This is a genomic window from Embleya sp. NPDC127516 (assembly GCF_044765325.1).
GTDB lineage: Bacteria > Actinomycetota > Actinomycetes > Streptomycetales > Streptomycetaceae > Embleya.
In genome coordinates, this window is record NZ_JBIWJT010000014.1 from 12,980 (window position 1) to 26,169 (window position 13,190).

Genomic DNA, 13,190 nt, shown 5'->3' on the forward strand with positions numbered 1-13,190 from the left:
TACCACCGCCGATTCTGCCCGACGAACCGCCGAGTCCCGGAACTCCCCGAAAGGGACAGGTGAAGCGTGAAGCAACGGAGCAGGCTCCAGCCGTCCTGCACCGTTTTGTGGAGGGAGCCACGGGCCCGCTTCCGGCCCTCTTGCGCCACGCGTCGGGTTCCGCGTGCCGCGTGCATGTGGTGGTGAACCGCGGTGTCGAGAGGGGGTGTTCGCGTTCGGTGGGTGTGAGGTTCGCAGTGAGATTCGAGGGGTGTGGTGGCGAGGGGCTTCGGGTCGCTCCGGGCGGGGCCCGACGAAGTGGTCGTTCATGGACCGGGTCGCCGGGTGCTACGGCCCGGCGCCGATGCCCCGGCGGCTCACCGGCGTTGGCTCAACCGCCGCCCCTGTAGGCCATGCTGCCGGGGTCGGTAGTGGCCATATGGGGTGTGGTGCGGGATGACGTCCTGGACCTCGTCGGGGGGGCGGGCTCGGCTTCATTCGGCGAGGCCGGACGTCTGGGCGCGCCTGACGCGATCCACGTCGCCGACCGCTACCTCCTCTGGAAGAACCTCGCCGAGGCCGTCGAGAAGACCGTGATCCAGCACCGTGCCCTGCTGCCCGAACCCGCACCGGAGCCCGAGCCCGCAGCAACGCCGGTGACAACGTTGCTGCCGCAGCCTGCTCCGATGCGGACCACCGGGCGCCCGGCCAACCGGGTTCCACGCACACACCTGCCGGCACTGAGCGGAGGTCGTCCGGCGGTTTCCTACCGAAGCGTGGTCCCTCTGGACACGTGTGTGACGCCTACGGTTTGGCAGACGTGGTGATCGCCGATCCGGTCGGGGCTGCGGAGTCCGGCACCCCCGCGTAGTCGGGCAGTTCGACGCCGTTGATCGCGCGCCCGACCAGCTCCGTGAACCATTCCGTCCGCGTCCTGGGCAAGATCGGCGATTCGGTCGCCGAAGACGTACTCGACGCCGTCGCGGGTGTCGTCGTAGAGCACCCTGGACAGGTCCCCGCGCAGGATCTCGATGTCCGCGATGAACCCGTCGCCACCGTCGTCGTCGGCATCGAAGGTCTCCAGCACCCGCCCGTCCGCGTCCACGGTGTGCGCGCCCGCGGTGTCAGTGCACGCCGCGCGCACCGCCGCGGCCAACCCCATGCGCCCGATGACCTCCCTGGCGACCCCCCGCGCGTCCACCGCCTGCCCGCCCGGACGCAGCTCGGGAGCCCGCTCCACCACGGTCACCTCGGCCCCCCGCCGGCGCAGCCAGTGGGCCAGCGCGGGTCCCGCGATGCTCGCCCCCGCCACCAACACCCTGGGACCGCCCGCCCGCGTCCCCTGCCCGCCCGTCCGGATCGCGTACCCCTGGTCGGAGTCGTCGACGCTCATCACTGCCTCCATGTGCTTTCGCCCGCGCCGGCACGTTCCCGGCACAGGCCCATCGCCGTCGGTGTATCCAGCCGTATCGACCACGGATCCGCACGAAACTCATCGGTCACGGCAGACATCGATGAGAAACGCCCACTCCGATGAGACTCACATCGACCCAGAGTGGCGTAAACCAGCCTGTCAGCCGGGCCGCCTCCCGAGACTTCGCCAGATCTGCGCGCAACGCACCAGGGGGCGCTACTCGTTGCGGTCCCGGAGGTGTGCGTCCCATCGGGCCCGGAGCTTGTGGAAATTGTCGGCCATGAACGGCGCAAGGTGGACACCGGCGGCCTTCCGAATCACGTCAAGCGCGTGGTCCGGTCCCGTGAGCCACATGGCGAGGGTTCCCTCGCCTGCGTCGTGCACCGCGATTCCCTCGGTCGCGCGGAGCTCGGCGAGCATGGCCACCAGACGGCCCTCGAAGTCAGCCACGATACCCCGTCTCCCGTCAGGCATTTGAGCGATCAACGTAGCGTCGAGGCCGGACAGTCGATGCCCTGGTTGTTGCTCGGACGTTGCCGGCGGCCACCATACGAAGACAGGAGCCCCCACGAGGGCCGAACACGCCACAACCGCCCGCCCGAACGTCGACCGGGACGTGAGCAAGGCGTGCCCTCCCGGACACGCCCTCGTCACCGACCCACTCGGGCGCGATGACGGCGTTGCGGAGCCGATCGTGCCAACGAGTGGTCGATGCGCGGGACGACCGGACGTGCGTCGCCAAAGGCAGTGGAGCGCCCGCTCGGTCGATCCCTACGCTCGACCACCTGGCGCACGACCGGCGTGACGAAGAGGTCGCACAACAGGAAGTGGCTCGGGTCCTCGGCGTCGAGGTCGCACATCCGGCGTACACCGCAGTCCGCTGCCCTGCGTCGTCTCAGTTCGATGCCGCGTTCGATACCGAAATCGTGAGATGCCACGGAGACTGAGACCCTACAGTTGGCTAGGCTGCGAATCCGACCCCGGAGGCGAACTCGAAGCCGCCCCAGTCCGAGCCGAGATCGGCCAACACCTCGTCGGTCCACAGTTCGTCGAGCATCCGTTCGTCCCCGGCCGCCCAGGCGCGCACGATCGCGTCCCAACGGCGGACGTTGACACTGCGGTGCCCGGCCACGCCCGCTCGACGGTGCGGCTCGCGTACACCGGACTGGTCGTGCGGGTGCAGTTCCACCCGGGTGCCGCGGCCGCCGTTGTTCAGGCGACGGGTCAGCGACCGCGCCACGTTGCGCCGGCGCAGGTCGCGGTACGCCGCGTCGATCCGGCGCAGGTTCGCCCGGTTGGGGGTCTGATCCTCGGCGAGCCAGGCCGCGAGGGTGCGGGGCGTGACGGCGATACCGGCGGTCTCCATAGCCTCGTAGCCGGCTCGCGAGGCGGTGAGGTAGCGCAGGCGGGCGGCGAGGCCGCGTTCGGTGTCGACGGGCGAGCTGACGCCGTCGGCGAGTTCGTCCAGCCGCTCGGCCGCCAGGGCGGAGGCGCGCATGCCGCGCATCCCGTATTTGCCGGGCTCCAGGGAGCGGTACGGCATACGCGGTCAGTTCCTCTCGGTCGAGGGGGCGGCGGGGTCGGTGGGGTCGGTGGGGTGGGCCGTCAACTCTTGTCCTTGGTCTGGAGAATGTAAGTGTCCTTGATCTTGACGTCGCCCACCCCGCGGCCCTCGGCGAACACGGTGCGCCAGTCGCCGCCGGTGAGGTGGAGTTCGTCGGTGCCCATCACCCGCACCACGGCGAGGCCGCCCCGGTGGGCCTTGAAGGCCTTGACCCACAGGTTGGAGAACGCCTGGGAGCGGATGATGTGCATCCAGTCCGGGCGGTTGATCTCCCGGTTGTAGTTCGAACCACCCATCGTGGACACCAGCTTGGCGTACATCTGCTTCACGTAGTCCAACGTCACGTCGTCGCCTTCGGCGATCGCCGCGTCGCGGGCGTCGCGCAACGCGGTCCGCAACCGCTCCAGGAGGTTCTCGGTCGCCACCGCCGTCCAGGACTCGAGGATCTGCGGTTCCTCGCACAGGGTGCCGTACGCGGGCGAGGCGCAGCGCAGGAGGAGTCGCAGGGTGGGGTCTGTGATCCACAGCGGGCCGGGCTCGTCCCGGTCGCCGAGCGGGTTCGGGAGATCGTCGTGCTCCCACGTCGGGGGCTCGACGAGGTAGATGCCGGCGCGGCGGCGTTTGCGGCCGCGCGGTCCGTCGAAGTCGTCCAGGTCGGGGCCGGCGCGGTGTTCGAGCGGGCCGATGGGCAGGTGGGCCTTGAGCGCGGACAGGTAGGCGGCGTTCATGTCCAGGGCGGTGACCTCGTGATCGCCCGGGGGCAGGTGCCGGTTGCGCCACTTGGGGCGGGCCTCCCACACCGCGTCCGACTCCTCCTTGCTCCGCTTGCGCAACAACTCCGGCAACGGCGGATACCACGTGTGCTCGTACCGGGACCCGGCCCGCGACAGCCGCAGGAGCTCCATCACGTCGGGGATCGCCCGGCGGGCCAAGGCCTCGCTCGCGGCGGTGATGTCTCCCTCGGCGGCCGCGAGTTCCTCGGCGACCGCGCCGGCGATCGCCCCGGGCAGCGGGTCCTCGTCGGCGTCCATCACAACCCTGCGCGCCTTCGACGCGGCCGGGGCTTTCGGCGCGGCGGAGGTGGGGCGGGCGCCGGCGCGGGCGGGCGTGGTCGAGGGGCGGGGCGCGGTCGCCGGTGCGCCGGCCGCGAGCCCATCCTGTCGGCCCTCGGTTCGTTCGCGAGGAGCGGGAGCTAGGGGTTCGGTGCTGTCGGCGGAGGGCACCTCGGCCGGGCCGGTCTCGGCCACGGCGGTCGAAGCCGGTGCGGGGTCGGTGAAGCGGACGTGGGCCAAGTCGGCGTGCAGCGCCGCCTGAGCGACCGGGCCCAGATCGCGTTCGGCGACGATCGCGAACGCCTGCTCACCCTCACGCGTCAGATGCACCACGGTGTCCGCCTCGCCCAACGCCGCGACGATCTCCGGCGGTTCGCCCACACCTGTCTCCCACACGGCCACCACCGGCACGTCCAGATCCGCCGCCAACCGGCGCAACGCGGCCACACCATGGCGGACATCGGGACCGGCAACGCCGGCCGCGCCGGGGAGGAGGTGGTTGAGCGGGTCCACCGCGACCAGGCGCAGGCCCGCGATATCCGCTGCGGTTTCCCGGAGCAGGTCCAGGGTGAGGTCGGCGCCGTCGTCCAGGAGCAGTCCCCCGGCGGCCAGGCGCGCCGACGCGGCGTCGGCGGCGTGGCGTTCGATCTCGGTGAGGGTGTCCGCACGCAACCTGCGGTGGTCGACTCCGGCAGCGGCTGCGGTCAGGCGGGCGGCGATGTCGGCGCGGGGGCGGCCGGGCGTGCACGAGAGCACCGCGTTCGGCTTGTCGGGGTCGTCGGCCGGGGCCAGGGTCGCGGACAACACCGTGCCCGCCGCCAACAATCCGGCGCCGGCTCCGGGCGCACCGACCACCAGCACCAGGCGGCCGGGCAACGCGCCACCGCCCAGGGCCTCGTCCAAGGCTGTGGGGCCGAAGGAGATCGCACGGCGGCGGGCGGTGGTCGCCTCGCCCAACGCCGTCGCGAACCCCGCCACACGACGACCCGCCCCCGAGGAAGCGGCAGGGGTGATCGGAGCGGCGGGTGGCGGGGGCGCGACGTCGGGGGCGTCCGGTCCGGGCATCGCCCGCGTCGCCGGCACGGCGGTGCCGCCGCCGCTGGTTGTGGTGGCGGTGTGGGTGATCTGGGCGTAGACGCGGCGGTAGCGCAAGACCAGTTGCGGGGTACCCGCCGCGGCCGCGCGCACCAGGTTGCCCAAGCCCTGCCGGGCCGCGGTCATCGTGAACGCCGGCAACTCCCCCTGCGCGGCCAACACATCCGGCGTCGGCGGACCCAACACCGCACGCACGCCGTGGGGAGCGTGGATCACCACCTGGATGCCGTCTGCGGCGTCGGCCACCACCCGCGCCCACTGCCTGCGGACCTCCTCCACCCCGAACCCCGGACCCGGACCCGGGCCGACCGCACCGCGCGCAATCCGACCCGAGGCGTCCCCGTCCGGTGTCCGCTCTCCGTCGCTCATCCGCCCGACCTTTCCCACACGGACACCGACCCTCTCGATCCTACCGTGATTCGACGCGAGAATCTGCCGAATCGCCAGGAAGTCGAGTCGGAGTGAGGGGTGCTCTCGTGTGTCGGAGCGGCTTCACCGCAATGCTCATCGGGCGGAGCGATATCCGTCCGGAGGAGCGTTCGCCGTGGTCGGCCGGCACAACCGAGGGCGCGGGCTCTGGACCGGGAAGGGCGACGGCACGGTCGTGGCCTCACACCGCGAAGGAGGGTGCAGCCGCCGGGCACCCGCGCGAACCGCGCGCCCGGAGACCCCAGCGTGCCAGGCGTCAGGCGGCGGTGCGGCGCGCTTCGCCGAGGCGGCGTAGCCCGTCGTCGAGTTCGGCTTGGGCGTGGTCGAGCCAGGTGGTGGTGATGTCGGTGCCGGCAGTGCTGTGGTCTGGACGCCGGTGCAGACGGGGCTCTTCGCCGGGTTCGGCGGCGCGGGCGTGGGTGATGGCGTGGCCGGCTCGGGCGGCGGCGGCGAGTTCCTCGCCGGCCGCGTCCAGGTACGTTCGGGTGGAGGGGTCGGTGACCTTCGCGAGGTTGGCCGGGTCGGTCAGGGCGCGCGCGATCGCCTCGAGGGTCTTGCCGGTGAGTTTGCGGGCGGTCAACGCCGGTGGCAGGCCCGCAAGTTGTGTCAGGTGCGCGAGGGCTGTGCTCTCCAGCAGGGCCAGGGAGTACGTGAGTCGTCCGAGTTTCGACAGGTAGGTGTCATCGGGGAACATGCGGGCCATTGTGCGGTACCGGTCCGACGTGATCGACGTGTTTTCCGTCCGTCGAACGGGTGGCTCTGCGATCCGGGAGGCGGGTGCTCGTCCGCTCCGTTCGGGGCGCCCCGTCCGCATGGCGTGGCGCCGGGTGTCGCCCGCGCGGGGCGGATCTCGACGTGACCGTCGGAGCGCGACGCAGCTCGCCGACTCGCGTAGGCCTCCGATTGCCGATCACTCCGGCGGCCTCGTGCACGGTGATGTGGTCCGTCGAACGGAACCTGAACCCGAAGCCCGGGAAGGTACACCGGACAGGGAAGATCGTGCAGACGCTGTCGGCAGCGGCAGCATCCCCACCAGGTGTTCGGGCCCGGTGCGCTCTCGGCGCGTCGGGCTCCCTGTCGCGGTCAGTCCCACCAGCCGTCGCCGGCGTGCCGGCGTCGAACCCATTCCGGGAGGCCGAAGGCTTCCGGCCCCGGATACCGGTAGGCGCCCGTCTCGCCGACCAGCCAGACCCTGCCCCGTGGGGCCCGTTGACGACGAGCAGCCGGTAGGAGAGTTCATCGTCGGTGCCCAGCACGACGGAGCCGTGGTTGCAGACGTCGGCGACGCGCTCGTCGTGGTCCGCCGCGAAGGGCTCGCCCTCCCGGGCTCAGGTCTCCCGGAGCGGGAACGGCGCGGCGGGATCCCGGTTGACCCAGTGGGACCAACCCGGCGTGAGTCGGCCCAGGGGCGGCGGGCCACCGTCCTCCGGCAGCCCGAGCGAGGACCCGTTGGAGATCTCCGCGACCGGACTCCGGTACGGCTCCGGAAGCACCACCCCGTTCTCGTTCTCCCACGCCGTGACGGCCTCGTATCCGAAAGCCGGCTCCCGCCACGCCGGTTCGAACGCCGAGCGCAGGAATTCGAGAGCGGCCTCGTCGGGACGCTCGTCAGGTGATGCCATCGTCATGGCGACACACTCGCAGAGGGGACCGACCGAGCCGCTGCGAGTGTCCGAAGCAGGTTCGGGGGTCGTGATGGTCGAGCTCCGCCCGCCGTGGGATGCGCCGCGTGTGAGGATCCTGGCCGCGCGGGGCGTGACGACGGCGTGGTGTTCGTCGACGTCGACGAGGACATCGAGGTCGTCATCGACGGCGTGATCCTGGACGACGACATCTACGACGCCTGCATCGACGAAAGCGGCCGTGTTCGCCTGGGCGAATGAAGTGAGCCGATTCATGGGCCAATTCGTCGTGGCCCCCGGTTGATCCCCCCGATCACGCTTCCGCGAGGATGGGCCCGGTTGTGGTCGGTGGGGCCCAGCCGGGGGATGGGAGTCCTGTGTCGAAACGAACGCGATCGGTTTCGAGGCGGTCCGTCCGCGAGAGCGCGACACTCGCGGCGGTGCCGGCGCGGTCTCCGCGAGGCGGGGCCTCCGACGAAATACCGGGCCCGTACCGGAGTTCGGGCGTCGAGACGACGAGGGTCGTGTCCGGTCGGGGCTCGGTGTCCTACGACCGCCCGCCGTCCGCGGGAAGTCGTCGCCTTCTCCAGTCGGCACGAACGACCGTGCTCCGGCGATCGACAGCCGTGGCGGCGGCGCTGGTCGTGCTGCTCGCGACGGGCTGCTCGGTGGTGGGCGTACTGGACGAAACGAGCTCGGAGAGCAGCGACAACTCGGCCCTTGGCGACGCGAAACTGCGTGACCGGGTCAGGGCCCTGGTGGAACGCGCCCGCTCCGTCCACGTCGTGGTCGACGCCATCGGGAACGGCGAGCCCGATACGCACACGGACATGCGACTCGACGCCAGGACCGGGGACTTTACCGCCCGCATGGAATCCGGCGACCTGGTCGTCGAGGTGATCAGTGTCGGTTCCGACGTGTACGTCAGGGCGACCCGCCTGTTTTGGGCGGACGCACTCGGCTACCTGGACCCCCAGGACGACGCGTTGATCAACGACCTGTACGGCAAGTACGCCCACCTCGTGAGCGACGACCCGCTGCGCGCCGACGTCCTGACCACCTCGAAGTCCTACGATCCGCGCGGGTTCGTCGGGGTGCTCGCCCAGGCCACCCGTAGGGCCGGCCCCGCGCCGAACGCCCACCCCTCGATAGTGTTCGAGCAAACCGGCCCGACCGGCACCACCCACGTGTTTATCCCCTCCAAAGGACGACCGCTCCCCGAACGTGCGATCCTCACGGGAGCACCCACCCACTCGCGGACCATCGCCTGGTCGGACTACGACGCCCCCACGCGCGTCCTGCCGCCGACACCGGACCTCATCCTCGAGATGCCCTACGGCGTGAACCGATCACCGTCGATCACCGCTCCCCCGCCCGTCGCTCATGGCGCGTCGCCGGCCGGCGATAATGTTCGATGACGAACTCCCCATCCCTGCTCGCGTCAAGCCGAATGATTTCCGACCGGCGGATCCAGGATTTCGACGTCGTCACCGTCGACGGACGACCCTTGGTGGTCTGCGTCGACTCTCGTGGCCGGAACGCGTTCGACCGGGATCCGGCCGATGACCATTGGACCGAGCACCGGTTGCACAACCCGCGGGGGCCGAACAAGGACGATTCGTCTGCGGATTGCCTGCTCACGATCGAGGCCGCGGTTCTCGACGGACGGGTCGTGGTCGGCGGAGGCGGATACGAGCAGTCGTTCGCTCAGTGCGACTTGCTCTCCGGGGCGGTGCGGGCCGGTTGGGGGTGTCATGACCCAGGGTGTCCGTGTCGGAATGCGCCACCCGCGTCGACCGCGCCCGTGTCAGTGCCCTGCAGTCGGCCGCGGGAGGAAGGCGGTTGTTCAGCGTGAGTCGCGTTCGGAGAGCGCTTCCGCCGGGAGGCTGCGCCAATGTCGCCCGGCCCCGGGACCGGGCGTTCCACGGAGGTAGGCCGGGACGTCGAGCGGGTTCTCCCGGTCCACCGTGAGGAGACGGCACAGGAACTCGACCATGCCGCGGTCGTAGACGCGCCATTCGCTGCCCCGGTCCCCCACGAGCGTCCTCCACGCCTCGGGATCCGGGCCGTCCACGAGCCACCCCGGAGTGTCGCCGCCCCCGTCGCGCCCCACGACCGAAACGCCCAACCGCGTGTGACCAGGTCGGGTGGACCGGTCCTGTCCCAGACGTCGCGCATGCCCTCGGTGGCCGTCTCCACCGTGCCCGCACGAATGCCCCGGCCGCCCCGGGGACGATCACTCCTCCCGGGCCCCGGGCGCCGCGATCTCCGGCACCGCGTTCGGGATGCCCACGCACGATGACGGCTCACGTGACGATCCGCTGCTGTCCCACCGGTCATGGGCGGTCAGCAGCTATCGGCCGGATGCCGACGCGATCGCCGCTTCGCCGACCCGCGTCGTGTTCGCCGTGGGCGAGGAGTCCGAAAACGTGCAGACCGGACGCACCTCCGTCGCGACCGCCGAACTCCTCGGGCAGCGGGTGACCGTGTTCCCGAGCCATCACGGCGGGTTCTGCGACGGAGAGTTCGGATATCCGGGGAAACCGGACGAGTTCGCGCACCACCTGCGCCAGGTCCTTGACGGCACCTCGTAAACCGACCGCCGACCGGGTGGTTTTTTCACGCCGGATGCTCCGGCCCCGAACACCCTGAGAGCGGGAAGACACTCCCCGAACACCATGCGAGCGGGAAGACACTCCCCGAGCGTCGGGAACGCCGGTACCCGGTCGCCGTCAGAGGGGGCGAGATGGTGTCGTGAACCCCAGGTGTTGCCGTGATCCGGCTCCACGGCGCGGGTTCGGGCGGCCAGGTCTTCTTCGAACAGGGCGATCGCCTCGTGGTGTCCGGGTGTCGGCACCTCACCGCCAACCGAGGCCATCAGGGTATCCGCGCCGGCGAATGGGCCCCGCTTCGGCTGCCCCGTCGACGGCACCGGATAGCCGCTGTGGACCGAGAGGTGAACCTCGCGCCCACCGCGTGACAACGGCCGGCCCACCCCGCCACGGGGCGGGCCAGCCACCCCGTTCCACGTCACACCGTATCGGCCGCACGCACCCACGTCCGGCACACGCAGGACCCGGACGGGCGGGCCGGATCGGAGCCGTGTGCCCGGCGACTCCCCCGGTCTGCTCCCCCGCGGGGTGCCGGCGTGCCGCGGGGCAGTGGCGGCCGAGACAACAGGCCGGCTCCGGTTACTTCAGGTCCACCTCGGCCATTTTCCGTAACGCCACGTCGTCTCCCTTGTCGTCGGGTGCCGCACATCGGCGCGCCGGCCAGTGGGCATCGCGCCGCGACTGTACGGTGGCGGCCGTTGAAGGATCGCCCACGCCGGGTCCCGGCGTCCCGGCGTCCCGGCGTCCCGGACATGGGCAAACGGCTGGAGCACCGATACGTGCCACACCACGGCGGATCCCGGCCTTCGCCCTTCCGGCGGCACCGGTGCACCGCGGCCGCCCGGCCCTGACACGCGAAACCCGCCGCCGGCCCGCCGACGACACCGCGCGGCCGACCGGGAGCCGGCAGGGCACCACGTCCCACCCAGTCCTCGCGCTCACACTCGCTGCCCCCGCCGTGTCCTGCGCCGTCCTACCATAGGGCCGCCGGCCTCCCCTCGATCGAGCCCGGTCCGCCCCCGAGCGCCACACGGCGCGCCTGGCCATTAGTCTTCGTGCGTCATCCTGATGCCTGAGCAGGCTCCGCATCCGTCGAGCGGTTGTGGAGCCCATTTGTGCCTGTGAGGAACCTGTCATGAGCGAGCCGCGCGGGGGCGACGGCCGGAATCATTTCGCTCCACTGCGCCGCCTGCGGTGGGGTCCATGCCCGCGTCGGTCGGCGTTCGGACGCGAGAGCGAACGCATCGTGACGGCGGTCGTCGGCGCCGCCTCCGGCGAACGGCGCGGTGGTCGCCCGGGCCAGGCGACCGGCGCGCGTCGCGGCGGGGACCCCGAGCCCGCGAAGCCGTCCGATGTCTCCCCGCCCCGGTGGCGGATATGTCATGTGGCGGTTGCGCTCGCACTACCCCTGTATGTGGGATGGGGTCTCCTGCTGGCCACCGGTGGCGGTGATCTCGCGGCTCAGTACTCCTGGGCGGAGTTCGCCGTGCGGCATCCGGGTACACCGTACGGCCTGTTCTGGTTCGGCGGGATCGACGTCGGCAGCTACAGCGTCCTCTCGCCGCCGTTGATGGCGTTGCTCGGGGTCCGCACCCTCGCCGCCCTGAGTGGGTTGACCTCGACCTGGCTGTTGGCCGCGCTGTTGGTGCGCACCACCCGGAGAGTGCCCACGTGGCCGGCGCTGATCGGGGCGCTGGCGGTGTGGGCCAACGTGGTCTCGGGCCGCGCCACATTCGCTCTCGGTGTCGCAAGCGCGCTGGGCACCTTGCTGGTCCTCGTCGGGCGGCACACACCTGTGTGGCGGCTCGTCGCGGGGGTCGTGGGGACGGGGCTGACCGTGCTGTTCAGCCCCGTGGCCGGTCTGTTCCTTCTCGTGGCGGGCGCGGGGTTCCTGCTCGACCGGCAGTGGGCGAGAGGCCTGGCCCTGATCGTGCCGACGGGTGTGGTCGGCGGGTTGGTGAGCGCGCTGTTCCCGTCCCACGGCCAACAGCCCATGGGAGCCGAGCGGATCATCCTGCCGGTCCTGGCCGGCGTCGTGGTGGCGTTGACGGCACCGCGCGACTGGCGCGAGCTGCGGGCCGGTGGCGCGGTCTACGCCGTCGGTGTGGTGCTGACCTGGCTGATTCCCTCGCCGGTGGGCACCAACGTCGAGCGCCTGGGCACGCTTCTCGGCGCGCCCGTGCTGCTGGCAATCTGGTTCGAGCGGAGACGGCGAGGCCCGCAGCCCGGGAGGTTCTCGCTCCGAGTCGGTGGTGACGTGTCCTTCCGCTCGCGCTTCTGTGCAGCGGGGCTGGCGATGTGCGTGATCTGGACGGCGGTGGTGGCGGTCCGAGATGTGCAGGCGCATACGGAGGTGCCCGACTGGTCGCGGCACACCGCCGGGGTCATCGCCGAGTTGGACCGGCTGGGCGCCTATCGCGGCCGTGTCGAAGTGGTCCCCACCGGCTCGCACCGCGAGGCCCGGGTGTTCGCCCGATATTTCCAGGCGGTGCGCGGCTGGAACCGCCAACTCGACATGGAGCGCGGCCGGTTGTTCTACTCCGAGGAGCTCGACGAGGCGCGCTATCGGGCGTGGCTGAACGATTGGGCGGTCGGCTACGTCGTCCTGCCGCACGCCCCACCGGACGGCTACGCCAGGACCGAGGCCGCGTTGATCCGGTCCGGACGCCTGGGCTCCTGGCTGGAGCCGGTCTGGAACGACGCCTATTGGACCGTCTTCCGCGTCCGGGACGCCGTGCCACTGGCCACCGCCCCCGCCGAAGTGCTCCGTGCCGGCGACGCCGACATCGTGCTCAGGATGCCCCGCCCGGGAACGGTCACCGTGCGTGCCACCTACTCGCATTGGCTGTATTCCGACGGCGCCTGCCTGCGCGCGAGCGGCCCCTGGATACAACTGACCGCTTCGCGCCCCGGGATCTACCGGATCACCTCCAGCTACTTCCCCCCGGATGGCTGCCGAACATGAGGTTCGCGGCCGGGAGGCACTGACGCCGTCCCACATCCCCGAGGCCGCTCAGCCTTTGCCGGCATCGGCCCAGCCGGGCGACGCCGTGCACGTCTCCGAGATGTTCCGCCTCGTACGCGGCACCGGGCGCATCCTCGACGTGCTCGACGTCCTGCACCGCGACCGCCTCGGCCGGCGCATCCACGACGGCGCGTTCTCCGCGATGGACCTCACCGCTCGCCACCCGCGCACCGGCGAACTGCTGTCCACGGTGAACGCGGTGAGTTCATGGGTGTGGTCCGAGCCCACACTGCTTCAGTCGGCGGCCTGCGCGTCGATCCGGTGACGACAAACGTGCTTCGTCGGCGGGAAAAGACAGCTCGGTCCTCCCGTGAACGGGGACAAGGGCAGGGGATGTGAGGTGTGTGCCTCGATGCCGAACGGTACCCGGCGGGGCAGCTTTCGGCGCCCCCGTCTGA

At 71.3% G+C, this 13,190-nt stretch carries 9 protein-coding genes and 1 pseudogene; 4 read left to right on the plus strand and 6 right to left on the minus strand.

Features of this window, described 5'->3' with window-relative positions:
- Positions 1 to 745: 745 nt before the first annotated feature.
- From ACIRL2_RS26460 to ACIRL2_RS26485, 6 genes are all read right to left on the minus strand, one after another.
- A complete protein-coding gene (locus tag ACIRL2_RS26460) occupies positions 746 to 1,372 on the minus strand; it encodes an FAD-dependent monooxygenase (RefSeq protein ID WP_402234961.1) in 627 nt (208 codons plus the stop codon).
- Between the two features lie 237 nt (positions 1,373 to 1,609).
- The gene (locus ACIRL2_RS26465) at positions 1,610 to 1,843 is read right to left on the minus strand and encodes a hypothetical protein (RefSeq protein ID WP_402234962.1); all 234 of its coding nucleotides are present in this window, start codon (positions 1,841 to 1,843) and stop codon (positions 1,610 to 1,612) included.
- A gap of 511 nt (positions 1,844 to 2,354) precedes the next feature.
- Positions 2,355 to 2,936 (minus strand): transcriptional regulator, encoded by a 582-nt coding sequence (locus ACIRL2_RS26470; RefSeq protein WP_395861703.1) that lies wholly within the window; start codon positions 2,934 to 2,936, stop codon positions 2,355 to 2,357.
- A gap of 62 nt (positions 2,937 to 2,998) precedes the next feature.
- Positions 2,999 to 5,473: a DnaB-like helicase C-terminal domain-containing protein gene (locus ACIRL2_RS26475; RefSeq protein WP_402234965.1), complete on the minus strand. Its 2,475-nt coding sequence runs from the start codon at positions 5,471 to 5,473 to the stop codon at positions 2,999 to 3,001.
- 316 nt (positions 5,474 to 5,789) lie between these two features.
- Positions 5,790 to 6,227 (minus strand): hypothetical protein, encoded by a 438-nt coding sequence (locus ACIRL2_RS26480; protein WP_395861699.1) that lies wholly within the window; start codon positions 6,225 to 6,227, stop codon positions 5,790 to 5,792.
- Positions 6,228 to 6,861: 634 nt separating this feature from the next.
- Positions 6,862 to 7,161 carry a hypothetical protein gene (locus ACIRL2_RS26485; protein WP_395861697.1) on the minus strand — a complete coding sequence of 100 codons (300 nt, stop codon included), beginning with the start codon at positions 7,159 to 7,161 and terminating at the stop codon, positions 6,862 to 6,864.
- A gap of 599 nt (positions 7,162 to 7,760) precedes the next feature.
- Between ACIRL2_RS26485 and ACIRL2_RS26490 the strand changes: the two genes are divergently transcribed.
- The 4 genes and pseudogenes from ACIRL2_RS26490 (at position 7,761) to ACIRL2_RS26505 (ending at position 13,057) form a co-directional block, all read left to right on the plus strand.
- Positions 7,761 to 8,573, plus strand: a complete 813-nt coding sequence (locus ACIRL2_RS26490; RefSeq protein ID WP_402234968.1) for a hypothetical protein — start codon at positions 7,761 to 7,763, stop codon at positions 8,571 to 8,573.
- A gap of 858 nt (positions 8,574 to 9,431) precedes the next feature.
- Positions 9,432 to 9,749 (plus strand): annotated as a pseudogene (locus ACIRL2_RS26495) (alpha/beta hydrolase); the annotation flags it as partial.
- A gap of 1,402 nt (positions 9,750 to 11,151) precedes the next feature.
- On the plus strand, positions 11,152 to 12,732 hold the full coding sequence (locus tag ACIRL2_RS26500; protein WP_395861691.1) for a hypothetical protein: 1,581 nt from the start codon (positions 11,152 to 11,154) through the stop codon (positions 12,730 to 12,732).
- The gene (locus ACIRL2_RS26505) at positions 12,716 to 13,057 is read left to right on the plus strand and encodes a hypothetical protein (protein ID WP_402234971.1); all 342 of its coding nucleotides are present in this window, start codon (positions 12,716 to 12,718) and stop codon (positions 13,055 to 13,057) included. Before ACIRL2_RS26500 ends, ACIRL2_RS26505 begins: the two co-directional genes overlap by 17 nt.
- Positions 13,058 to 13,190 lie beyond the last annotated feature (133 nt).

Bases quoted from the DNA above. Each gene is read 5' to 3' on its own strand.
- ACIRL2_RS26460 (WP_402234961.1), bottom strand. From the start codon at position 1,372: ATGAGCGTCGACGACTCCGACCAGGGGTACGCGATCCGGACGGGCGGG.
- ACIRL2_RS26470 (WP_395861703.1), bottom strand. From the start codon at position 2,936: ATGCCGTACCGCTCCCTGGAGCCCGGCAAATACGGGATGCGCGGCATG.
- ACIRL2_RS26475 (WP_402234965.1), bottom strand. From the start codon at position 5,473: ATGAGCGACGGAGAGCGGACACCGGACGGGGACGCCTCGGGTCGGATT.
- ACIRL2_RS26480 (WP_395861699.1), bottom strand. From the start codon at position 6,227: ATGTTCCCCGATGACACCTACCTGTCGAAACTCGGACGACTCACGTAC.
- ACIRL2_RS26485 (WP_395861697.1), bottom strand. From the start codon at position 7,161: ATGACGATGGCATCACCTGACGAGCGTCCCGACGAGGCCGCTCTCGAA.
- ACIRL2_RS26505 (WP_402234971.1), top strand. From the start codon at position 12,716: ATGGCTGCCGAACATGAGGTTCGCGGCCGGGAGGCACTGACGCCGTCC.